The sequence below is a fragment of the Anabaena sp. TISTR 8404 genome, assembly GCF_056847745.1.
This window is the reverse complement of record NZ_CP180578.1, coordinates 2,253,450-2,277,551: the sequence shown is the minus strand read 5'-3', so window position 1 is coordinate 2,277,551 and position 24,102 is coordinate 2,253,450. Positions and strand designations below refer to the sequence as shown.

Below are 24,102 nucleotides of genomic sequence, written 5' to 3'. Positions count from 1 at the left end.
GGGAGGCAGTCCGTCTGACAGGTGTAGGTTTTTAAGATTTTGATGTTAATAATAATACTTTTAAAACATCATCTCAGTAAAATGCCATGTTCATCTTGAATCTTTTTTTGTCAGCCTTAATACCAAATTTGCTAACTTTTTAGAACTTTTCTGTAGTGCCTAACATCTGCAAAATTTTCTCAGCGTTGTCTAAATCGCCAACAATGCGCCGAATTGGTTGCGGCCAAACTTTTACGAGAGTGGGAGTTGCAGATACTTGATCAATTTCTGCTTGTTCTGGATGAGTTAAAACATCAATAACTTTTAAAGTGTAGGGATATTTTAGCGATCGCTCTAATAGTTCGTGTAGATTTTGCAGAATACGTTCTGTATTCGCACTATGTCCAGCAATAAATAAACGCAAAACGTAACATTGGTTTTGTTGCTGTGCCGGTTGTGTGGCTTTAGTAGATGGATGGTATTTGGGAGCTTTTTCTGACAAGTCTAAGTTAACAATTAAGTCGTGGTCTTCCCAAAGTTGCGGAAATGTAGAACGATAAGTTGCCAACACCATGCGATCGCACAAACCATCTTGCCAAGGTGCGGCTTGCCATACTAAATCACCCGTGTCAAAAATTGCATTTAGTAAAGCTTGATGTTGCAGAACTGCTGGATAAGCTTCGGCAAAAGTCCGAATTTGGTGAGTATGCGGATCTAACCAATGATCAACGGTTGCTGTGTAACAAGGAACTAAAAAGTGAGGCGGTTCTGGTAAATCGAGGATTTCTTGTAAAGCCGCACACAAATGCAAATGCCATCGACCCTGCTTATTAGGGTCGATGCAATAAATTAAATCGCCTCCAGGTGTAAATAAGGCAATACCTTTGAAAACTTTAGGTAAAAAGAGTTTTGGTGTAGTCAAGCTAGTTACAGGGGTTGGGAAAATTTGAGGTAAAAAGTAGAGACTGATTACTTTTTACCTTGACTGTAATTAAACTCGTCCTCTGAGAAACTGAGCCATTTCGTTAGGAGTTGGTGACATTTCTAAAGCTGTCTCTTCAGTAATGCGACCTTCTTGATAAAGATTGAGCAGCGACTGATTCATTGTAATCATACCGTCGAAACTGGCTTGCTTCATCAATTCCGTAATTTCATCATACTTACCGTCTTTGACCCATTCTTTAACTGCCTCAGTGTTAATTAAGATATCGTGGAACGCAGCTCGTTTACCATCGGTCGTCCGACATAATCCTTGGGCGATGACCGCTACCAAAGATTCCGCCAGGGCTACCCGCATCGCATCCTGTTCTTCACCAGAGTATAAATTGAGAATCCGTTCGATAGTTTTTACGGCACTGTTGGTGTGCAATGTTCCCATTACCAAGTGACCTGTTTGAGCAGCTTTTAGGGCGGTGTTGACTGTTTCTTTATCCCGCATTTCCCCCACCAGAATTAAATCTGGATCTTCCCGCAAAGCTGCTTTTAAAGCGTTATCAAATTTGCGGGTGTGCATTCCTACTTCCCGTTGTTTCACCAAAGACTTGCGGCTTTGATGGACAAATTCCACAGGATCTTCAATGGTGATGATGTGCTTTGCCATCTCTCGATTAATATAGTCAATCATCGCTGCCATTGTTGTTGATTTACCAGAACCAGTTGGCCCAGTGACTAATATTAAGCCTTTGTGGTAGTGGCAAATGTCGCGGAACACTGGCGGTAATCTCAACTGTTCCATCGAGAGAATTTTCAGTGGGATTAACCGTAGCACCATTGCATGGCCTTTCATTGAGCCAAAAACATTGATCCGTACACGAGCGAATTCATACTGAGTTGCACCATCAAATTCTAAGTGTTCCTCAAATCGCTGAATCTCCGCTTCCGTCATCACTTCTCGCAACCAACTCATGAAAGTTTCATGATCTGTTTCTGGATGTTCTGTTGGTTGAATTTCACCCCGGTTACGAAAGCGCGGAATTTCACCTACGCCCAAGTGAATATCTGAATAACCGTTATCAAAAGCTTCTTTGATGATTTTCGCCAAGGTTAATCCTGAAGGATTGCTGTTTGCTGTTGCTGGGGGAGTTCCAGGACGATGGGTAGCCGCAGGTGGTGGTGCAGGTTGAGTTGTATTCCGATGAATGGACATATCCAACGTTTGCGTGTGCTGCCGCTGCGTCATTAATGATGGTGGAGGCGGCGGCATTGGTGGCACATTCCGAGAAGCAACAGGATTGGAATTGGCAGGATGCGGTGTTTCTGTCATATATCTTCAAAATTGGCCAGTTATCAACTTGAATCTGCAAAAAATCTGTTTTGGTGGTTCTAAGGACGGCAGGCAGCAGGTTTGTTGCTGTTCCTTAGCGAAGAACTTTCAAGCAATATTTCGTTACATTTGGCAGGTTTGCTAGTATATTTTTTTATAAAGCTTGCAAATTTTGCCATTGTTTTAGAAAAATCTAAAGTCCATATACACTTGTTTAGCACACTATATCCTGAGATAAGCTTCAGTAATAACTTGCATAAATTTATGTGCTAAAAAATACTTTTGCTAAAGCTTAAAAATTTTCTGCTGTTAGATGAGAAGTTTTTACCCAAAAATCAAGACAATTTATTAGCAAACAACAGCCAAATCATCAGCAGGTATTTTTTTCAGACACATTTGTGAATTATGAGAGACATGGCTGGTTTTTATAAGAAATGTTAAGGGGATCAATTTAAGAAGTTGAAAATAGCCTGGGCAAGCTCATCTTATATGGCTTCTACTCCTTGAGATAGATGGCAGAAAGAGGTTATATAGCAAGAAATACACTGAACTTTACATTCATAATTAGAAAAACTTAACTGTAAAGTTAAGTTACTAAATGCTCATTTTTCATATTCCCTTTTATATACTGGAATTCACTGAAACAATCAGTTGATTCGCCAACAGCGGTATCTAACTGAAATTAATTTTATTGCTGTGTACCTTTAGGAGGAAAAGTCATGGTTTCGGCTCAAAGCTCTAATCTCGGAAAGACCTACTCCTTGATGATGATTAAAAGCTTTTTGATATGGACTTTCACGTTGGCAGTATGTTTGTTGGTTGTCGGTTTTCCATTAGTTGTGTTGATGGCTACGGTCGGATGTCTGTTGTCGATTGTTTTACAATCTGTCATGCCTGTTAGTGCGGTTTTACTAGTAGGAGGCGGGTTAATTTTGTTCAACATTTTGGCAGTTGCGATCGCTGCTGCTGTCCTCACTCTCAAAGGTGTACATCCAAGTCAAATCAAGTGGTTAAGTTGGCTGCATGGAGAATCTGAAGAAGTGCAGCAGACTTCTGTATATGCCGCTTGTCCTTTAACCTGTGAAATCAAACTATAACTATTTTGTTAAACACGACAAACAGTACATCTGCCCGGTTCAGCCGGGTTTTTTCATGTTTATTTGTCAATTGTCAATGGTCAATAGTCGATTTTCCGAGAAGTTATGCTTTGTTATTTTTGAGGATTCAGCAATTACTATTAACTAATGGTCAATAGTCTTTTAAATTTTGACTTTTGACTTTTGACTCTTGACTCTTGACTCTTGACTCATGACTAATCAAAAACGAGTTGCCATTATCCTAGGTACGCGTCCAGAAGCGATTAAACTAGCGCCAGTAATTCAAGTTTTCCAAAAATCCCCCAGCTTTGAGTTACAAGTGATTTTAACTGGACAGCATCGTGAGATGGTTGAACAGGTAATGCAACTGTTTAATCTCAAAGCAGATGATGACTTAGAGATTATGCAGCCTAAACAATCTTTAAGTGATATTACCTGCCGCAGTTTGCGCGGACTAGAAGAGTTATTTCAAATAAATAAGCCAGATTTAGTAATAGTCCAAGGTGATACGACCACAGCTTTTGCCGCAGCTTTGGCAGCTTTTTATCAAAAAATCCCTGTAGGTCATGTGGAAGCGGGGTTAAGAACTGATAATATTTACAATCCTTATCCAGAAGAAGCGAATCGAAGGTTAATTTCGCAACTTACTCAATTGCATTTTGCGCCAACAACTTTGGCGGTGGAAAATTTACAACGTTCTGGGGTGTTGGGTGAAATTCACTTGACGGGGAATACAGTGATTGATGCACTGTTGAATGTGGCGGCGACTGAACCAGCGTGTAATGTTCCTGGTTTGAATTGGAATGAATATCGCGTGTTGTTGTCTACAGTTCACCGCCGCGAAAATTGGGGAGAACCATTACAAGCGATCGCTCATGGTTTTCTGCAAATATTAGATAAGTTTCCTGATACTGCTTTAGTGTTACCACTGCATCGCAACCCGACAGTTAGGGAACCATTGCAAGCATTATTAAGGCAACATCCGCGAGTATTTTTGACCGAACCTTTAGATTATTCCGAATTAGTGGCTGCAATTGGGCGATCGCATTTTTTATTAACTGATTCTGGTGGTTTGCAAGAAGAAGCACCAAGTTTAGGTAAACCAGTGTTAGTTTTGCGAGAAACCACAGAACGTCCTGAAGCCGTAACGGCGGGTACAGCTAAATTAGTGGGAACTGAAAGTGAGAGTATTTTGGCGGCGGCGGCTGAGTTATTAAGTAATCCTGCGGCGTATGATGCAATGGCTAATGCTATCAATCCTTTCGGTGATGGTCATGCAGCGGAACGAATTTTGCAGATTGCAGAGAATTATTTGGGAGTTAGGTAAATATTTTTAGGTTTTGCATTATCCAGGGAGAGGTATTTTACCTTTCCCAAAAAATTAATTTTGCCTGTAAAAATTATGGGTACTGATATCAGAATATTGGCAGAACACCTACAAGATGGACAATGGATACCAGCGTTCAAACCAAAACTTCGAGGTTTAAGAAAGTCCACGGTAGAGTTATCGCCTGTAGAAACAATAGACCTCCTGCACGAATCAAGAAGTATGTGCCAGTTCGTAGTTAAGCAACCCAGCAATTAGATTTATGCGTAAACCAAACCGCTTTCTACGGTTGCGATAACGCCCTGAGAAAATGCGAAATATTTTGAAGCGACGAATTGTATGTTCCACGCGCACCCGCAGTCGGGCTAAAGCTTGATTATGCTGCTTTTCCTCCTTTGGCAAGGGCTGCACTCGTGGCTTTTTGGTGGGAGTACAAGCGGCAGTATGATATTTAGCAAATCCTTGATAGCCTCGGTCAGCCAAACACAATTGCGAAGAGACGAACGGCAAGCGACTGCGTTTGAGTAGCTTAAAATCATGGGTTTTGCCCGTGTCCATAGCAGTACAGATAATTTGTCCGGTTTCAAACTCGACTAACAGTTGTGCTTTTAGCGTGTGACGCTTTTGCTTGCCACTATAGTAGCGTTTCTGTTTTTTTTAGGGCGCTCAATGGCTATCTCCCCCACATCGACCATCATAACTTTCCACTCCCACCCAGGTTGATACAATTGCCTCTGGCTAGGTAGTCGGAACTTACCGCACTTAACCAGCAGGTCTTCCACTTTTCGTACAATCCGTCCCACTGTTGTCTCATGCAACCCCCATCTCACGCCAATGTGAAACTGAGTGCGATACTCTCGCCAATACTCCAATGCCACCAACAACTGATCTTCCACGCTCAGTTTAGCCTGTCCACCCCGTTGTCCCTGACGGTTCAAATGTGGGTTTAATACCTCCACCATTTCCGCAAAGGTACTCCGACTAACCCCACACAAGCGTTTGAACTTACCATCCGAAAGCGGTTGTAGCTCGCTATAAGCCATCTTTTCTCCTCCACGCAGATGCTCCCACTATCTTCATTGTCCTATCTGCGATCGCCAACTGGCACACCGTCTCACTATTCATGCAGGAGGTCTAATAGATATAGGCAGACATTATGAGTTTTTTGCTGTTCTAGCAGGTGTCCGCCGAGAAAGATTTTTGCAGTATGGTGCAGATATCAGACCTATATCTCGACCACGAGGTCTTCCACAAGACCTTTCACCTTTTTTGAAAACTTATATTGAAGATGATGATTGTTGGAATGCGTCTTGGCTTTTGGTTCAAGAACTGATCAATTTTAATTGGGAACAACCTATTACATTCTACGGATTGGTTGAACCACAGTACACGAATTTGTTTTCTAGTAATCAACCATTTCCTTACGAACAATGGCCAGAAAACGCGCACTGCTATTCTCTAAACTCGAATTATCTTCCTGACTCGGATATTGTACAAGTCAGTTGGGTAGAAAGTTATAGAGAATTTGTTGGTTCTGAGTTTCTTGATTATCTTTTTGGAGAATTATTACTTTTAGGTTCGCCAAAAGAAGTGAGGATTATTTTTTACTTTTATTAGTTACAAAACTTAAACTATACTGTTTGATTTGCTTGTAACCAGTGGAGTAAATCAGCGATCGCACTAAAATCTAGTAAAGCCTCACCCAGTGCTTCCAACTGTTCTAGCGAAAGACTTTGAATCCGTTGGCGAACTTCTTGGGGTAAATCTCCCAACCGTTTTTGCAGTTGTCTTAAAACAAGTGCTTGTGCTTGTTCCAGTTGTCCCTCCAGTTTCCCTTCCAATTTTCCTTCTTCCTTACCGCGCTCGTAGCCAATGCGCTCTCCCGTGGTAATGTAACTCATGCTACGCTCCTGCTCGAATTGTTTAAACTCTTGCCAAAACTCTGCTTCTAAGGCTTTTGGTAAAATCATAACCCAATCGATAAAACGATAGAGGTTACGAATATCCCTTTCTTGTAGTCCTTGCTCATATAAACGTCGAATTAAGCTGAATTTCCAATTTTTACGTTCTCCTGGCTGTTTGCTAGTTTGCTGTGTCTTTAAATGTGCCATTACCACCGTCGCAAAAGGATTATCGCTGGTTTCTAATTCTGACCAGCGATTTTGATAATCCAGCAGTTTGACAGTGCCAAATCGAAAATGCAGTCCACAATCAGGATAGTTGTAACTGTATTGATTTGGTCGCCAAGAGAAGTCAGCATCGCACAAAATTGCTAGGCTAATGGCTGGTTTAGCAAATTTATCAAAAATTCGCAGGTTATAAGTAAACATTCTTTCGGCAAAAGTATCTTCTGCTTTGGCTTGGATTTCGACGTGAATCAACAGCCAAATTTCCTCACCCTCAAGAAGCCAGACTTTAACTAACTTATCTGCGTATCTTCTCCCAACTTCGGCTTCGCGGGTAATTTGCTGAAATTCCTTATCAAGAAACTCGTGGGGACGTTGCCAATTAATCAGTGCTGCTGTTTGTGGGAAGAAAAACTGCATCGCTTGGGGAAAGTATGCTTCTAAAATTTCCTTCCAAGGCGAATCATTATCGGCTCTTTCTCGTTCCTCGGTCATTTCATGTCTAAAAATCTAGAGAATAATTAACCGCTGATGAAGATAGATGAACGCAGATGAACAACAAAAACTCTCTGCGTTCCTCTGCGTTTAACTCTGCGCCACTTTGCGTTTAAAAATCTTACTGATTCAAAACCAATTCTGCTTGTGATGCTTGTTCTTCCTCTGGGTCTGGTAAGCCATACATTGAGCGATACAGCTTATCGTACTGCTTAGCAGAGCGATACCAGCTAAAGTCTTGATTCATGCCGCGTTTTTGCAGTTCCTTCCACTGGGGTTTGTAACGAAAACCTTCCCAAGCGCGGATCATGCAGGTAAACAAGTCCAATGGTTCGTAGCGGTCGAAGCAATAACCTGTCCCAGCTTCGTTGATTGGGTCGTGGTGCGATACAGTGTCAACTAATCCTCCGGTACGGCGGACGATGGGAACTGAACCGTAACGCATAGCCATCATTTGGCTGATACCGCAAGGTTCAAAACGGCTGGGCATTAAGAAAGCATCAGAACCCGCATAGATACGGCGAGATAAAGCATCGTTATACAACAGATAAGTTGCCATACGTCCGGGATAGCGCGATGCTAATTGCCACATTTGACTTTCATAATAGCGATCGCCTGTCCCTAACAACACAAATTGAGCATCTGTATATGCCATGAAGCGGTCTAAAATTTGAATGACCAAATCTAAGCCTTTTTGCTCGACTAATCGAGTTACCATCCCAATCAAAAAGGCGCTGGAGTTGACTTCTAACCCCATTTCTTCTTGTAAAGAAACTTTGTTCTTCCTACGTTGTTCTAGGGTGTCAGTAGTGAAGGGTTGAGTAATATATTTATCGTCGGCTGGATTGTAAACGTCTGTATCTATACCATTAACAATCCCTGATAACTTACCACTGATGAATGACAGCAAACCTTCGATTTTTTCACCGTAAGCAGGTGTCTTAATTTGTTCGGCATAAGTTGGGGAAACGGTATTCACCCTGTCTGCAAATTGCACCGCAGCTGCCATTGTGTTGTGTCCTTGCATATACCAAGGACACCAAGTAATTTTCTCCAGATACCAACGCCACGGCCCTTGATAAGCCAGGTTATGAATAGTGAACACAGTGGTGATATCTGGAGATTGATGCATCCATACGGGAATCATCCCTGTATGCCAATCATGACAGTGGATGATATCTGGCTTCCAGTAATTCCAGCAGAACTCAGCCGCACCATTCGCAAAAAAGGTGAATCGCCAATCTTCGTCTTCTCCCCCATAGATGCGGCGGGGGTCGAAAGCAGGATGTCCAAATAAATACAAGGGAACATCAGTACCAGGCAGTACACTTTCGTAAACTGCAAAGTCCTGAAACATGGCATATCCCCACCAAATCGGGTCTTTAGGGATTTCCATTTTGTCTGCTAAAAACCCGTAGTAAGGCAGGAATATCCGGACATCATGCCCCATTTCTCTTAAGACTTTAGGTAATGCTCCCACAACATCACCCATTCCTCCTACTTTCGCAACGGGAGCTGCTTCTGCTGCAACGAATAGAATCCGCATGGTCTTTGTTGTTTCCCCGGTTCTGCCTATATTTTCACAAGTCTGAAGTATGAAGTCTGAAGTATAAAGGTACTCTTAATCAAAGAATGGTAGAAATCTCGGAAAAAATTTGCCGATTTTTTTATCCTTTACACTTCATCCTTTGGACTCACCGAATTTTAGATTTTAAATTTTGGATTAGAAGGAATTTTAAATTAATGCTCCATTTTCTTGTAGGTGGAACAAATCTAAAATCGTTTTTTCTCCAATTTTCAAGCTGCTTCCCAAAGGTGGGCTGAGTCAATCTAAAATCTAAAATCCAAAATCTAAAATTGATTGACTCACTTCTTATCTAACCACATCTGTTTGCCAGTATTTCTAAGAACCCCGTTGGATTTCGGCGAAGATTTCCTCCAGAATTTCTTGTGCGCCTTGTTGCCGCAGGCGGTTGGCTAATTCTGTACCTAATGCTTCGGCGTTGCTGGCTGCGCCTGTTACGGTATCTTTGACCAATTTTTGACCATCTACACTGGCGACTATACCTGTGAGGGTTAAATTGCCATCATTAATTTCTGTATTTACACCGATAGGTACTTGACAACCACCTTCGAGGTCACGTAAAAATGCTCTTTCTGCTAAACAGCGATCGCGTGTTTCAGGATGTTCAATGGCTTTGAGTAAGGATATCAAATCTGTATCATCAGCGCGACATTCTATCCCTAATGCACCTTGTCCCACAGCATGGAGTGAAACTTCTTTGGGGAGAATTTGATGCACGCGATCGCCCATGCCTAAGCGTTGCAAACCTGCTGCTGCTAAAATTAGGGCATCGTATTCACCAGCATCTAATTTTGCCAAGCGGGTATTCAAGTTGCCGCGCACATCTTTAAAGGTAAAGTGGGGAAAACGATTGCGTAACTGTGCTAGTCTTCGCAGTGAAGATGTCCCAATTACTGCACCTTCAGGCAGTGTTTCAATTTGCTTGTCCTTGTAATTTTCATGTACAACTAAGGCATCGGCGGGATTTTCCCGTTCGGTGATTGCCGCTAGTGTTAAGCCTTCTGGTAAATTAGTCGGCAGGTCTTTGAGAGAATGAACCGCAAAGTCAATTTCCTGGTTGATCATTCCCAGTTCCAGTTCTTTTGTAAATAGCCCTTTATCACCAATTTTCGCCAATGCTACATCCAGGATTTTGTCGCCTTGGGTAGACATGGTGTGGACTTCAAAATTGATATCTGGGAAGCTTTTTTGTAATTGCTCTCTTACCCAGTATGTCTGAACTAGAGCAAGTTGACTTTTACGAGAACCAATACGAATAGTGCGGGTTGCACTGGAAACAACTGAAGTCATAATAACGTTATGTCAAACCAGGCGATATATTCACTCTCATCTAGACTACCGCAGTGAGTGACTTCGCGGATTGCGATCGCTTCATTAAAAGCAATTTTATTTTTAATTCACTTTACATTTTTTTACAAAAAACAAGTAATTTAGGTAGAGTGTCAGCCCAAAAAAACTGCTTCAGAAAATACTTTTCCCTTCTACATCCTGTCTTCTAGTTATTAATTATCATGTTGAAGATATTTGCGTAATTGTTGAGTGCGCTGTTTTGTTATTTCTTCCAAGCAGGCAGAATAAATAGCGGGAGCAATACTTCCTCCTTCGTATGCACTTCTCTCAAACTCGCAACTAGTATCACGAAACTTAATCCATGCTGACTGTGCAGCAATTAATTTTTGTTGCCTAGACTTTGATAACTTTGGTAGCAGTTGTTTATAAACTTGGTTCAATTTTTTATCAGCATTTTGATATGCCAACTGAGAGCAGATATTAATTTCTAATTGAGTTTGAGGATCATTGCAGTTGAATTTTTGCGCTAGATGTGTTTTTGCAAGCTGGGTTGGTGTATTAGCCAGCGTTACAGTACTGGCGTTCAAACTGCTTACGGTTAATATACTGACAAAATAAAGTGATAAATGACGCATAGTATTTTTTTTCTTAAGTATTACTAACCGTAGATAGAATAAACAACCTCTGATTATAGATATTTTATGGTATACCCGAAGTAGGCTTCAATAATAAGATTTGTAAAATATAATACTAATTGCTATATACTCAAACAGAGCAATTAATGTTTGGATTACAAGAACACAAATTCAATCTACAAGCCTCAAATAAAACATCAAAAATTTGTCAGATTTCTCTGAGTGAAAAATCCTAACTTCTAGTCTCTAGCCTCTAGCCCCTAGTCTCTATTCAATTCAATAAACAGCGTTCAATTGTGGCTAAGACAGACTGAGAAAGCGTAGAAAAATCATAACCGCCTTCTAAGCCAAAGAGAATTTTACGAGTTACACCTAAACAATACTCTGTAAATAAACCATAATCTTCTGGGAGTAAATTCATGCTTGCCAAAGGATCTGCGGCATTAGCATCGTAACCAGCGCTAACAATTAATAAATCAGCTTGAAAGTTTTGTAAGAATGGGAGTATCTTGTTTTCCCAAATTGGGCGATAGACGGCGATATCACTACCGGGTGGCAGTGGCACATTTAGGACGTTATGATGATGACCACGTTCAGAAGCTTTACCAGTGCCGGGATAGCAAGGATACTGATGTAGAGAACAGTAGGCAATTTGTGGGTGAGATTCTACGATCGCCTGAGTTCCGTTACCATGATGTACATCCCAATCAAGAATAGCAACACGGTTAATTTCTGCTTGTTCTAAAGCATAAAAAGCTGCGATCGCTGCATTAGAAAATAAACAAAAACCCATCCCTGCATTACTTTCAGCATGATGCCCTGGTGGACGCGCCAGCACAAACGCCGGATTTTCTGTAGTTAGTACAATATCAACACCATCTAACCAAGCACTCACCGCCAACAACGCCACATCATAGCTATGGGGTGAAACTGGTGTATCACCATCGAGATAGCCTCCGCCAGTAGCAGAAATTTCTCCAAGCTTTTTTACGTAAGCTGGACTGTGGGCTTGTAATAACAAAGACATCAGTGATGGTTTGTCGGAGACTGGAGTAGGCGATCGCCAAGCAATCTTTTCGGCAAACTCAGCTTCTTTTAAAGCTTGAACAATCGCCGTCAGACGTTCTGGTTTTTCTGGATGATAATTTCCCGTCTTGTGATTCAAAAACTCATCAGAATAGATGACTGGTAGCATAGGTGGCAATCATCAAGTTACTGAATGCCATTGTAGCTTCCAGTAGCATTGCTACTCTTGTGTAAAGCCAATAATTTCATCAGTTGGTTCATCCAACATTTCAGGAACTAAAGCCGGGTTGCTTCTGCGTTCTTCTGCTGATTGTTCTCGAATGACATCATCCATTTTCGCTGGATGTTTGATTTTGTCTAGTGTTTCTGGACTTAATTGCGATTCGTCGCCTTCAGGATTCATTTTTTGGGCTTGGCTGGGAACTGTTCGCTTATCCATGAATTTTGTCTCCACATTTCTAAACTCAGCTTAAGTAATGCAGTTGCCAAGCACACACTGTCTTGAGGCTTAAATTGCCATTTGACTGAGATTGAATCCCACCAATCAGAAATAATAAGGTATTCAATATTTACCCATTTCGGTAAGTAACCGCCGAATCACAGCTGCATCTTCAGCATCAGGAACCTTAGAAAGGTAATTTTGCAAGTCTTCAGCAGCCTGGGGGTGATGCCCAAGTTGATAGTAAAGCAGACCGCGATCGCGAATTTCTAACATCGCAGTCGGAAATAGCAATAAAATTCGTTCTACCGCAGCCAGAGTTTTTCCCAAATCTTGCTGTTTAAGATATATGTATTTTAAATTCGTCAGCATCCGGGCTAAAAATTGCCGATTGCTAACAGTTGCTAAATATTCGGGTTTAAGACTGACAGGTTGCTGAAACATTTGAGTCAGTTTTTCCTGGCAGTCTTCTGCAAACATCACCTCACCACGATTAAAAGCATCAACAAAAATTTCCATATCTGGAATATCTGGACGGATCAAAAAATGTCCTGGCAAACCTATACCCACCATTGGGAAGTCAATCCTCTGGGCAATCTCTAGGTAAACCAATGCTAAAGTAATTGGAATTCCCGTTCGACGGTCAATCACATCATTTAAAAAGCTGTTGCGGGGGTCATAATAGTTGGTCTGATTGCCAGTAAATCCCAAGTCATCATAAAGATACTGATTCAAGCTTTGAATCAACCGCAGCGGATAACGTGAAGCAGGTAAACGTTCTTGAACCTCTTGTGCCATTGTATCGAGGGCATTGAGATATTCTTCCGGGTCAAGATTGGGATATTCTTCTTGGGCAATGTACAACCCTGCCTTGGCCAAGTTAATATACTCGTCAGGTTGCTGAATCTCTTGGTAAAAATATTGTCTTGCTGACGAGAAATTCATAAGCAAATTCTGCTGTAAATATTATGAAGCTAGAGCAAATAGGGACTAAGCGATTTTTGCACTTACTTCTATCTTAAGTGAAGAGCATTCAAGTAAAGACGCAGAATTAAGTAGGTAGATTTCAATATTTAACATCAGGATAAGGCTTTTCTGTAAAAATACGGAGCAGGGCGCAGGGGGAAAGAGTAAACAACCCATGAATTTGTATCAGGATTTTCGTGAAATTGTGTAAACGTCAGAAACTGAAAACTAAAGCATAAATAAATTTTCCCTCGAATTTGTAGCTACCGTGTCAGAATACAGGTGAAGCGGTGTTTTTTGTTTCTAGCTTCATATCCAAAACAAAACACTGGTCTTAAGGAATTACTAACGGAGTTATGTCCCCTTCCGGTGCTACAGTGAAAGATGACATTGCTTAATCTTTTGTCATCAACGACCTCATCTGAAATATAGCTTCAATCATTAGGCTCAGCATGGTCACCACCGCAGAAAAAACAAACATAGGCTACATTACCCAAATCATTGGTCCAGTTGTAGACGTTAAATTCCCTAGCGGCAAATTACCGCAAATCTACAACGCTTTGACCATCAAAGGCACTAACGAAGCTGGACAAGAAATCAACCTCACCATCGAAGTACAGCAACTGCTGGGCGACAACCAAGTTCGCGCCGTTGCGATGAGTTCCACCGATGGTCTGGTACGCGGCTTGGAAGTTGTCGATACAGGCGCTCCCATCAGCGTACCAGTGGGTAAAGCTACCCTGGGTCGGATTTTTAACGTCCTTGGCGAACCTGTGGATAACAGAGGGCCAGTCAACACGGAGGAAACCTTACCTATCCACCGTGACGCTCCTAAACTAACTGACCTGGAAACCAAACCTTCCGTTTTCGAGACTGGAATTAAGGTTGTTGACCTGCTAACTCCCTATCGACGTGGCGGTAAGATTGGTCTGTTCGGCGGTGCAGGTGTCGGCAAGACCGTGATCATGATGGAGTTGATTAACAACATCGCTACCCAGCACGGCGGTGTATCCGTATTTGCTGGTGTAGGTGAGCGTACCCGTGAAGGGAACGACCTCTACAACGAAATGATTGAATCTGGGGTTATCAACAAAGACAACCTCAACGAATCAAAAATCGCGCTGGTTTACGGTCAAATGAACGAACCACCCGGAGCGAGAATGCGGGTTGGTTTGTCTGGTTTGACAATGGCTGAGTACTTCCGTGATGTGAACAAGCAAGACGTACTACTGTTTGTTGACAACATCTTCCGCTTTGTACAAGCTGGTTCGGAGGTATCCGCGCTGTTAGGTCGGATGCCCTCTGCGGTAGGATATCAACCTACACTGGGTACTGACGTAGGTGCGCTGCAAGAACGGATTACTTCAACAACAGAAGGTTCTATCACCTCTATTCAAGCGGTGTATGTACCTGCGGACGACTTGACAGACCCCGCACCTGCAACCACTTTCGCTCACTTGGATGGTACAACAGTACTGTCTCGTGGTTTGGCTGCTAAAGGTATTTATCCTGCGGTTGATCCACTGGGTTCTACTTCTACAATGTTGCAGCCCAACATTGTAGGTGACGAACACTACAACACTGCTCGCGCTGTGCAAGCAACCTTACAACGCTACAAAGAATTACAAGACATCATCGCAATTCTCGGTCTAGATGAATTGTCTGAAGATGACCGTCTGACTGTAGCACGCGCTCGGAAGATTGAGCGTTTCTTGTCTCAGCCCTTCTTCGTAGCAGAAGTATTCACCGGTTCTCCTGGTAAATACGTGAAATTGGAAGACACCATCAAAGGCTTCCAGAAGATTCTGTCTGGTGAATTAGATGATCTGCCAGAACAAGCCTTCTACTTGGTAGGCGATATCAACGAAGCGATCGCCAAAGCCCAAAAGCTCAAAGGCTAGAAATTAGTCAAAAGTCCAAAGTCAATAGTCCAAAGCAATTTGACTATTGACTCCTAACTATTGACCCTTGACTATTGACTATTGACAAGCTTATGACATTAACCGTTCGTGTAATTTCCCCAGACAAAACAATCTGGGATGCTGAAGCTGAAGAAGTAGTTTTACCCAGTACAACTGGTCAGCTAGGTATCCTTAGTGGACACGCACCACTGTTAACCGCCCTGGATACAGGGGTAATGCGTGTTCGTGCCGGCAAAAATACCAACTGGCAAGCGATCGCACTTTTGGGTGGTTTCGCAGAAGTAGAAGCAAATGAAGTGACAATTCTAGTAAATGGCGCGGAACGTGGCGACGCTATTGACCTAGAAAGCGCACGCACAGCTTACAACGAAGCTCAAACCCGCCTGGCTCAAGTTCCAGCAGGCGATCGGCAAGCTCAAATCCAAGCAAACCAAGCCTTCAAACGCGCCCGCGCTCGTTTTCAAGCTGCTGGCGGTTTGATATAAACATTGCTCGTAATTTTCAATTTTGTAGAGTAGGCTATCTGCTTGCTCTACAAATTTTTTTTAGGAAGTATGGTTATGAATATTCCATTATTAGAGCAGCCGACAGCAGAAAAATTAGTATTGGATTTTGAAAAAAAAATTACACCAAGTTTAAGAAAATTAGACCTCGCCAAGTGAAGTGCTAACTTAGATGATTAGTTGCCCAAAAGGGCGCATAATATGAAAAGTTTTTCATCTTCCCTTGGTAAGAGTAAACAAAATAAATTAGTTCGTTTGGGATTGTCGGCATTAGCAGCCTTAGCTGTCACGGGCGGTATAAATTCAGTCAATGCGGCTTCCATAAAAACACAAAATTCAGTAGAAATCGCTTCAGGATCAGTCAACCTCAGCCAAAAACAAACCGTTACTACCAACACAGCAACAACTCAGCCTTCCTATCAAGCAATGCAGATAGCACCATTGATTCCCATAGTGGTGCTTGGTGGCATTGTTGTATTTGTGCCGTTGTTTTTTGGCGGATTAGTAGTGATTGGCGAACGAGAAGTTGGCATTGTCGTGAAAAAATTTGCCCTTTCTGGACGGGGACTACCAGCCGGACGATTGATAGCTCTTAACGGTGAGGCTGGTTTGCAAGCTGATACCCTTGCACCTGGTTGGCACTGGGGTTACTGGCCTTGGCAATATTCAGTTCGTAAAGAATCAGTAGTGGTTGTTCCCCAAGGTGAAATCGCTCTGATTGTAGCCGCAGATGGCGCATCCAACCCACCAGAACGGATTTTGGGGAAAATTGTTGATTGTGACAATTTTCAAGATGCGCGAAAATTCCTAACTCACGGCGGAGAAAAAGGCCGTCAAATGGGTTTTCTCACCGCTGGTACTTACCGAATTAACACCGCGCTGTTTCGAGTAATCATGGCAGCTAATGCCAAAAACAATGATATGCACGCCGAACAGTTGCGGGTGTATAGCGTCGCATCAGATAAAGTTGGCATTGTCACCACTTTAGATGGTTTACCAATTCCGGCTGGTGAAATTGCTGGGCCAATGATTCCCGGACACGACAATTTCCAGAATGGTCAAAAATTTCTCGATGCTGGCGGACGCAGAGGTTTACAAGAGCAAATACTTTTATCTGGTTCTTGGAACCTTAACCCCTGGTTTGTTCAGGTTGAGCAAGTACCAATGTCCGAAATTCCTATTGGCTATGTAGGCGTGGTCATTTCTTTCGTCGGTCAATCTCAAGAAGATGTGAGTGGCGCAACCTTCACTCACGGTAACTTAGTTAATCCTGGACACAAAGGTGTGTGGATAGAACCGTTATATCCGGGCAAACATCCAATCAACTCTCGAATTATGAAAATTGAGTTGGTTCCTACGACTAACATCGTGTTGAACTGGTCAAGCCGTACTGAACGCCACAGCTATGATGCTCATTTAGCTTCCTTGACAGTGCGATCGCGTGATGGTTTTGCTTTCGATTTGGAAGTAGCCCAAATTATTCATGTGGGTGCTTTGGATGCACCAAAGGTAATTTCTCGTGTAGGTTCTATGCAAAATCTAGTAGACCATGTATTAGAACCGACAATTGGTAACTATTTCCGCAACTCAGCCCAAGACTATACTGTACTCGACTTTCTCACCGCCCGGAGCGATCGCCAAGCGGAAGCGGCTGAATATATTAGAGCTGCATTACGCGCTTATGATGTGCAAGCGATCGACACCTTAATTGGTGATATTCAACCACCAGCATCCTTAATGCAAACCCAAACTGACCGCAAAATTGCCGAAGAACAACGCAAAACCTACGAAGTGCAGCAAGTAGCCCAAACCCAACGCCAACAACTTGTGCGGGAAACAGCACTGGCTGATATCCAACAAGAAATGGTGAAATCGGAAAAAAGCGTACAAATTGCAGAACTCAAAGCCCAAGCCCAAATTCAACAAGCAACTGGGGAAGCAGAAGGTATAAAATTACGTGCCATAGCCGAAGCCGAAGGGATTCGCGCCACAGGTAACGCCAAAGCCGAAACCTACCGCGCAGGTGTAGAAGCCTTGGGGCCACAGGGTTATACAGCAATGCAACTGATGCAAATTATAGGCGATCGCAACGTCCGTTTAATTCCCGAAGTTTTGGTCAGTGGTAACGGTAGTAACAATGGCTTAGTCGATGGTTTATTATCGATGATTTTATGGAATCAAACCGCCAAGCAGGGTGAAGTGACACCAACACCTCTGCATCCACAGCCAATTGTTGTGAATAATCCACCAGTTTCTAACAATAATCACTCGCCCATAGTTGCGGAGTTACCGACAGATAAGTAATCCCAATTCGGAATTCATGAGCGATAATATCCCCGACTTCTTTGAGAAGTCGGGGATCTGGAAACCCAGGTAGATATAAAATTTAATCATTTGTCCCTCCTCCAGTGTAAATACAAATGACTAACAAAAAATGACAAAGAACAACATTTACGAATGGTTATGTAATTTAAATGTTTTTTAGCTTATTAAGCATTCTTTTTCATGATTTGCCAAGATTGTTGTGCGATCGCCCAATCTTCTTGTGTATGTATAACTAACACTCGCACTGTAGAATCAGGGGTGGCGATATCTTGATCAACTGGCTTATTTTGATTTTTTTCTGGGTCAATTTTCAAGCCCAAAAACCCAAAGCCTTCGCAGACTGCTTGACGAATCCCGGCTGATTTTTCTCCTACGCCTGCGGTAAATAACAATACATCCAATCCGCCCAGACTAGCCAGCATCGCCCCAATTTCAGACCGCAAACGATGAACGTAGATATCCCAAGCGAGTTTGGCGCGGTAGTTCCCTTGGGCGATCGCATCAATAACTTGAGGTAAATCGCTAGAAATTCCCGAAATTCCTCTTAAGCCGGATGCTTTATTTAACACATAATCTAAACTTTCCGCTGAGTAATTAGATTGACGCATTAGGTAAATTAAAATTCCTGGGTCGATGGAACCGCAACGACTCCCCATCATCAATCCATCCAGGGGTGTGAAACCCATTGTTGTATCAACACTGCGACCATCTTTAATTGCTGCTAACGAACAGCCATTACCCAAGTGACAACTAATAATGCGCAACGATGCTAAATCCTTACCGAGAATTTGCGCCGCCCGCCCAGCACAATATTGATGGCTGATACCGTGAAACCCATAGCGGCGGATACCTTGTTCTACCCATTCATAAGGGACGGGATAGATCGCAGCTGCATCTGGCAAAGTGGAATGAAACCCAGTATCAAATACTGCTACTTGAGTAACATCGCCTAAACTTTTCTTGATGGCTTCGATACCTTCTAAAGCTGCTGGGTTGTGTGCTGGGGCAAGATTAGAAAGACGTGCGATCGCACCTTTAACTTCCTCAGTAATCACCACACTATGGCGGTAATCTTGTCCACCATGAACTACACGATGTCCCACCACATCAATTTCTGAGAGTTGGCTGACTACTTTAGTCGCACCACGACTGAGGGTATAAAGCATATAAGCAACATGTGCTTGCCGTGAATCCCCATAAATAGACTCATGAAAAGTAGCACCAGAAGCTGTTTTCACCTCAATTTCTGCCACACCCCGGTCTTGAGTCCAGTTGACTTTGCCTTCCCACAGCGGTTGGGGTGCTGACTGCGGCAAAGTATCATCTGCGATTTCATACAGACAGCTTTTTTGACTGCTAGAACCAGCATTTAGTACTAGGATTTTCATAACTTTTACCCTTTGTTACTTACACAGAGTGTTTATGTATGTTTTCTAGATTTAGTAACCATTGGTTAAAATGCAGGCATTGCTGGCGGATTGTATCTAGTCCAATCTCAATAGCCAGCAACGAACCATGCAGTACTTTGTCGTATTCTTGGCAACACCTAAGAATTCGTTTTGAGGGAGCGGTTAACGGATTATCATTAATATGTTCTGGTGAAAGAAATTTATTGCGATCGCCTTGTAAAATACTAACTACACTGGCATCAAACCACTCAGCAAATACTTGTGGCTGACTATATAGCAGCGCTTCAAATTCGTGAACCAACAAATTGGGGATGAAATTTGTGTGACCGATATCCTTACCCATCTCCTGTTCTAGATATTCAACTTTTTGGAACGGGTCACTAGTTTTTGGCAGGGAATCCCTTCCGGGAAAGTCATTGGGCAAGCCGTAAAAATCAAACATTGTGGTAACGAATGCTGTTTTATCTTCACGGCACTTGCGGTCTAATTGTGGCTTGATTTTGGCGTAACTTACCACACCTCCCTTGCCTATAGAACTTGTTTTGACCAAAATCGGGTTGAGGTAGATGTCTTTTTCTTGAAAATACTCGTAGAGTAGTTCCCTGACGAATGTTTCCTCAGTTTGACCTTCAACGAAAACATGGACTCGTATCATCGTGAAGGTCTCCCACCCAGGAGGTTTTTCTTCCACAACTCGCCTAAACTATATTCTTCTAGCCATTCCTCTAACTCCTCCTCATCCAACCTGCGTAGTAATGATTTCCCCTGCAAGCGGTCAACAACAATTACATCTGCAACATCAAATTCGTTGAGTAATTCTACAGACTGGGTAGAAACAATCACTTGTTTAGAAATAGTCTTTATCAAAGATGCCAAAATTTTGATTGCATAAGGATGAAGACCAAGTTCCGGCTCATCAACTAAAATTGTTTCTGGCTGAAGTTCTTCCGGTTGTAAAAAAACCGTTGCTAAACAGATAAAACGCAACGTTCCATCAGAAAGTAAATGTGCTTTGAAGGGAATATCCTGTTCTTTCTCGAACCATTCCAGTTCAATCAATTCTTTGTTTTGTGGAGAAGGACGCAGGAGAAAGTCACCAAAGAAAGGCGCAACCAGCCGAATAGTTTTAACGATTTGCTGATAAGATTTCTGATAATTCTCACGCAACAGATACAAAAAAGCTGCCAGGTTACGAGCATCAGGACGCAAGTAAACATTGTCATTGATACCGTGCGCTTGTTTTATGTAGGCACTGTCGCTGGTGTCATGAAAATGATAAACTCGCCACTGCTGCATCACGGGCAAAACGTACTGATCAATTCTAGTTCTTGTGCCGATAAAGGCTTGTGTCTCGAAATGACCTTTCCCTATTTGACGTTCACCACTAAGATCCCACCAGAAAGACTCAGAAGTGAACATTAGGCGATTATCCTGAGTTGGTTCTAAAGTAGCAAAGTAGCCGTTATTGCCAAAATATAATTGAAATTCTAGTTGTTCTGTGGTTTTACGACCAAAGTACAATAAAGCATCAGGGCCACCTTGACGGCTGACGAAAACTTGTAGGTTCTGTTCTAGTATCTGCTGAACCATGCGGAAAAAGCCGATAAAATTAGATTTACCCGCCCCATTAGCCCCAATTAAAATATTCACCCTGGAGAGTTCAACGTCACACTCAGCAATAGACTTAAAGCCTTTTAAAACTATTCTCGACAGTTGTTTGTCACTGTGCGCCTCCGTCATGAACAGTCTCCTGAACCACAGGCTTAGTCTATACAGGTTTTATTTTACAGCAGGAGCCAGAAGGCAGAAGGTGAAAAGGTAAACAGTAAATGCAATTGATTAAAAAAAAGACGTTGGTGAGTGAAAGTATTAATGTGTCTCACGCTCCAGACGCAGAGACTCAGAGACTAAGACTTTGAGAGATAAAATTTTTAACATTCATATCTCAATTTTGCAACGCCAAAAAAAGAATTCTGAATTGAATATCCAGAATTCTTGTTGTTAAGTTATTCCTTCTTATCGGAAAAAAATGAGTCTAATGGCTAGACGGCTACTTCTAAACTAGATAGTCTTTCTGCCAATAGTTTTTCTAGGTCTTCCAAAGCTTTGGTAAATCCTTTGATACCTTCGTCTAATTTGTCGTAAGCCATTTGGTCTTCGGCGTGCATTTTGTCGAAGGTGGCTTTGTCGATGGAGATTTTGGCAATGTCCATGCTGGCTGCTTTGGAAGGGTCGAGTTTGCGAGGTAGTTCGCCGATGGTGGCTTGCAATTCTCCTAACAAAGAGGGAGAGATGGTGAGTAAGTCGCAACCTGCCAACTCTGTGATTTCGCCAACATTGCGGAAGCTTGCGCCCATGACTTCGGTTTTATAACCGAACTTTTTATAGTAGTTATAGATTGTTGTTACAGATACTACACCGGGATCTTCAGCGGAGGGATAGCTGTCGCGTCCGGTTGACTTTTTATACCAATCAAGAATGCGGCCTACGAAGGGGGAAATTAAGGTAACACCTGCTTCTGCACAAGCGATCGCTTGATGCAAACCAAACAATAGAGTTAAGTTACAGTGAATACCTTCTTTTTCTAGAATTTCTGCTGCTTTAATTCCTTCCCAGGTGCTGGCAATTTTAATTAGGACGCGTTCGGGGCCAATGCCAGCTGCTTTATACTGAGCAATTATTTCTCGACCTTTGGTAACTGTCGCTTCTGTGTCGTAAGACAAGCGGGCATCAACTTCTGTAGAAACGCGACCAGGGATGATTTGCAAAATCTTCAAACCAAAGGAAACTGCCAAACGTTCAAAGGCTAAGGAAACAATTTGGGCTTGAGTGGCACCTGCGTCGGCATCTTTTTTAGCTTGCAGCAAAGTTTGATCAACAATCTCCTGATACTCTGGCATTTGTGCCGCAGCAGTAATCAGTGAAGGGTTTGTGGTCGCGTCTTGGGGTTTAAATTTTTCAATGGCTTTAATATCGCCAGTATCAGCAACTACTACGGTTAACTCACGCAATTGTTCTAGTAAATTTTTAGACATAATCAACTCCGCGATGGTGATTTGTGTAGGATTTACCTAATTCCCCTATGTATTTACACTCTCTACGGTCGCTAAAATTCTGATTTTGGCAATCTTTCTTAACGCTTGCTTGTTTCACTGAGCGAAGCCTCAGCCTTATTCTAGGTGCATCATGCCAGAATTGGCTGTCCAATAGAATGCACTTTGATTAAACTAGTTGTGCCTGATTTACCAATTGGAACGCCGGAAGTAATCACCACTTTATCGCCTTCATTCACCAAACCCGTGTCTGCCACTGTGTTGACGACATTGACAAACATTTCCTCGGCGTTGTGAACTGGGGGAATGAGTATAGGTTCTACTCCCCAAGAAAGTGCTAGTTGGCGATAGGCATTTTCATCAGGGGTGAGGGCAATAATCGGCGCGGAAGGACGGTATTTTGACACTAATTTGGCTGTACTGCCAGATGTAGTATTACAAAGAATTGCCTTTGCGCCTGTTTCATAAGCGATGCGACATACTGCTTCTGCCACCGATTCGGTAACGCTGAGACTACCTGCTTCGTGACACCAGGAATGCTTACCACCTTCTTGCAAAGCTTGTTCTGTCCGTACAGCGATGTTGTGCATGGTTTGCACTGCCGCAATCGGATATTGCCCGACAGCCGTTTCTCCAGACAGCATGACAGCATCAGTACCATCCAAAATGGAGTTAGCAACGTCGGTGGCTTCGGCGCGGGTGGGGTCTGGTGAACTAATCATTGACTCCAGCATTTGGGTAGCCGTAATCACTGGTTTGCCAGCCTGATTACAACGGTGAATAATATCTTTTTGAATCAGGGGGACTTCGTGAATTGGAACTTCTACCCCCAAATCGCCACGAGCAATCATAATGCCGTCAGCGACTTGTAAGATGGAGTCAAAACGCTCAACTGCCTCTGGTCTTTCGATTTTGGCAATTAAGCGGATGGCAGCCCCAGCGGCTTCGATCATGCGTTGGGCCGGTTCTAAATCTTGGGGCGATCGCACAAAGGAAACCGCCGCAAAATCCACACCCAACTGAATGCCAAAGCGTAAATCCATCAAGTCTTTTTCGGTGATCGAACTTACGGGTAGTGGTGTTTCTGGCAGATTTACTCCCTTGTGGGTGGAAATTAAACCGCCAATTTTCACCAACGCCCGAATTTTATCGGCATCGCGATCGGTGACTATTAATTTGACGCGTCCATCATTAATTAAAATCGGTTCCCCAGGTCTAACCATTGCGAACAAAGTGGGCAAGGGTAAAGGCAGTTCGTCGATACTATTGCCTTTTTCCTGCAAGACAAAGGTGACTTCTTCACCAGCTTCGACATTGAGTCCTTCTGGTGGTAAAACTCCTAAACGAATTTTCGGGCCACAAAGGTCTTGCATAATTGCCACTGGCTTTTGGCGATCGGCACTAATTTGCCGTAAATACTTAGCCGTTTGTCCGTGAAATTCATGAGCGCCGTGTGAAAAATTTAACCTAGCTACATTCATTCCAGCTTCGACAAGGGCTTGTAGTTTTTCTGGTGCAGAACTAGCAGGGCCAACAGTGCAAATAATTTTGGTTCGACGCATAGGGATTAGGATTCAGGTATATATTGCGATATAAATGCTTTGAGCAAGCGCTGGCTGCATCCATATCACTTGTGCTTCATATCTCTCCTTATGTATGTAA

Annotated in this window: 22 protein-coding genes; 6 read left to right on the top strand and 16 right to left on the bottom strand. The window is 42.7% G+C overall.

What is annotated here, in order from left to right; genetic code table 11:
• Positions 1-139 precede the first annotated feature (139 nt).
• Both ACMX3D_RS09890 and ACMX3D_RS09885 read right to left on the bottom strand, forming a co-directional pair.
• Positions 140-901 carry a circadian clock KaiB family protein gene (locus ACMX3D_RS09890; RefSeq protein ID WP_482751247.1) on the bottom strand — a complete coding sequence of 254 codons (762 nt, stop codon included), beginning with the start codon at positions 899-901 and terminating at the stop codon, positions 140-142.
• Between the two features lie 69 nt (positions 902-970).
• Complete coding sequence (locus tag ACMX3D_RS09885) at positions 971-2,242, bottom strand: type IV pilus twitching motility protein PilT (RefSeq protein WP_482751246.1); 1,272 nt, start codon at positions 2,240-2,242, stop codon at positions 971-973.
• A gap of 719 nt (positions 2,243-2,961) precedes the next feature.
• On the opposite strand from ACMX3D_RS09885, the gene ACMX3D_RS09880 reads away from it, so the two are divergent.
• Positions 2,962-3,339 carry a hypothetical protein gene (locus tag ACMX3D_RS09880; RefSeq protein ID WP_482751245.1) on the top strand — a complete coding sequence of 126 codons (378 nt, stop codon included), beginning with the start codon at positions 2,962-2,964 and terminating at the stop codon, positions 3,337-3,339.
• Positions 3,340-3,550: 211 nt separating this feature from the next.
• On the top strand, positions 3,551-4,666 hold the full coding sequence (wecB, locus tag ACMX3D_RS09875) for a non-hydrolyzing UDP-N-acetylglucosamine 2-epimerase (protein ID WP_482751244.1): 1,116 nt from the start codon (positions 3,551-3,553) through the stop codon (positions 4,664-4,666).
• Between the two features lie 213 nt (positions 4,667-4,879).
• Here the strand turns inward: wecB and ACMX3D_RS09870 are convergent, their stop codons facing one another.
• Both ACMX3D_RS09870 and ACMX3D_RS09865 read right to left on the bottom strand, forming a co-directional pair.
• Positions 4,880-5,266 carry a transposase gene (locus tag ACMX3D_RS09870; protein ID WP_482752311.1) on the bottom strand — a complete coding sequence of 129 codons (387 nt, stop codon included), beginning with the start codon at positions 5,264-5,266 and terminating at the stop codon, positions 4,880-4,882.
• 8 nt (positions 5,267-5,274) lie between these two features.
• Positions 5,275-5,709 carry a transposase family protein gene (locus tag ACMX3D_RS09865; protein ID WP_482751243.1) on the bottom strand — a complete coding sequence of 145 codons (435 nt, stop codon included), beginning with the start codon at positions 5,707-5,709 and terminating at the stop codon, positions 5,275-5,277.
• Positions 5,710-5,866: 157 nt separating this feature from the next.
• Here ACMX3D_RS09865 and ACMX3D_RS09860 point away from each other — a divergent pair, with 157 nt between their 5' ends.
• Positions 5,867-6,283, top strand: coding sequence for a hypothetical protein (locus tag ACMX3D_RS09860; RefSeq protein ID WP_482751242.1), 417 nt, complete (start codon positions 5,867-5,869; stop codon positions 6,281-6,283).
• Between the two features lie 14 nt (positions 6,284-6,297).
• On the opposite strand, the gene ACMX3D_RS09855 is transcribed toward ACMX3D_RS09860, so the two are convergent.
• The 7 genes from ACMX3D_RS09855 to ACMX3D_RS09825 form a co-directional block, all read right to left on the bottom strand.
• Positions 6,298-7,287 carry an Rpn family recombination-promoting nuclease/putative transposase gene (locus ACMX3D_RS09855; protein WP_482751241.1) on the bottom strand — a complete coding sequence of 330 codons (990 nt, stop codon included), beginning with the start codon at positions 7,285-7,287 and terminating at the stop codon, positions 6,298-6,300.
• 121 nt (positions 7,288-7,408) lie between these two features.
• Positions 7,409-8,833, bottom strand: a complete 1,425-nt coding sequence (gene glgA / locus ACMX3D_RS09850) for a glycogen synthase GlgA (RefSeq protein ID WP_482751240.1) — start codon at positions 8,831-8,833, stop codon at positions 7,409-7,411.
• Between the two features lie 357 nt (positions 8,834-9,190).
• Positions 9,191-10,162 (bottom strand): hydroxymethylbilane synthase, encoded by a 972-nt coding sequence (gene hemC / locus ACMX3D_RS09845; RefSeq protein WP_482751239.1) that lies wholly within the window; start codon positions 10,160-10,162, stop codon positions 9,191-9,193.
• A gap of 212 nt (positions 10,163-10,374) precedes the next feature.
• Positions 10,375-10,797: a lysozyme inhibitor LprI family protein gene (locus ACMX3D_RS09840; protein ID WP_482751238.1), complete on the bottom strand. Its 423-nt coding sequence runs from the start codon at positions 10,795-10,797 to the stop codon at positions 10,375-10,377.
• Between the two features lie 271 nt (positions 10,798-11,068).
• Positions 11,069-11,992, bottom strand: a complete 924-nt coding sequence (locus ACMX3D_RS09835; protein WP_482751237.1) for a histone deacetylase family protein — start codon at positions 11,990-11,992, stop codon at positions 11,069-11,071.
• 51 nt (positions 11,993-12,043) lie between these two features.
• Entirely contained in the window at positions 12,044-12,262 is a 219-nt protein-coding gene (locus ACMX3D_RS09830; protein ID WP_482751236.1) for a hypothetical protein, read from the bottom strand.
• Between the two features lie 123 nt (positions 12,263-12,385).
• Entirely contained in the window at positions 12,386-13,207 is an 822-nt protein-coding gene (locus ACMX3D_RS09825; RefSeq protein WP_482751235.1) for a SirB1 family protein, read from the bottom strand.
• Positions 13,208-13,680: 473 nt separating this feature from the next.
• Between ACMX3D_RS09825 and atpD the strand changes: the two genes are divergently transcribed.
• From atpD to ACMX3D_RS09810, 3 genes are all read left to right on the top strand, one after another.
• A complete protein-coding gene (atpD, locus tag ACMX3D_RS09820) occupies positions 13,681-15,129 on the top strand; it encodes a F0F1 ATP synthase subunit beta (RefSeq protein WP_482751234.1) in 1,449 nt (482 codons plus the stop codon).
• A gap of 92 nt (positions 15,130-15,221) precedes the next feature.
• On the top strand, positions 15,222-15,635 hold the full coding sequence (gene atpC / locus ACMX3D_RS09815; protein ID WP_482751233.1) for an ATP synthase F1 subunit epsilon: 414 nt from the start codon (positions 15,222-15,224) through the stop codon (positions 15,633-15,635).
• Between the two features lie 219 nt (positions 15,636-15,854).
• Positions 15,855-17,957 (top strand): SPFH domain-containing protein, encoded by a 2,103-nt coding sequence (locus ACMX3D_RS09810; protein WP_482751232.1) that lies wholly within the window; start codon positions 15,855-15,857, stop codon positions 17,955-17,957.
• Between the two features lie 185 nt (positions 17,958-18,142).
• Here the strand turns inward: ACMX3D_RS09810 and ACMX3D_RS09805 are convergent, their stop codons facing one another.
• From ACMX3D_RS09805 to pyk, 5 genes are all read right to left on the bottom strand, one after another.
• Positions 18,143-19,366, bottom strand: coding sequence for an acetate kinase (locus tag ACMX3D_RS09805; RefSeq protein ID WP_482751231.1), 1,224 nt, complete (start codon positions 19,364-19,366; stop codon positions 18,143-18,145).
• 19 nt (positions 19,367-19,385) lie between these two features.
• Positions 19,386-20,042: a DUF4276 family protein gene (locus tag ACMX3D_RS09800; protein WP_482751230.1), complete on the bottom strand. Its 657-nt coding sequence runs from the start codon at positions 20,040-20,042 to the stop codon at positions 19,386-19,388.
• Positions 20,039-21,127, bottom strand: coding sequence for an AAA family ATPase (locus tag ACMX3D_RS09795; protein WP_482751229.1), 1,089 nt, complete (start codon positions 21,125-21,127; stop codon positions 20,039-20,041). Before ACMX3D_RS09795 ends, ACMX3D_RS09800 begins: the two co-directional genes overlap by 4 nt.
• A 302-nt stretch (positions 21,128-21,429) precedes the next feature.
• Positions 21,430-22,422, bottom strand: coding sequence for a transaldolase (locus tag ACMX3D_RS09790; RefSeq protein ID WP_482751228.1), 993 nt, complete (start codon positions 22,420-22,422; stop codon positions 21,430-21,432).
• 149 nt (positions 22,423-22,571) lie between these two features.
• Complete coding sequence (gene pyk, locus ACMX3D_RS09785; protein ID WP_482751227.1) at positions 22,572-24,002, bottom strand: pyruvate kinase; 1,431 nt, start codon at positions 24,000-24,002, stop codon at positions 22,572-22,574.
• Positions 24,003-24,102 lie beyond the last annotated feature (100 nt).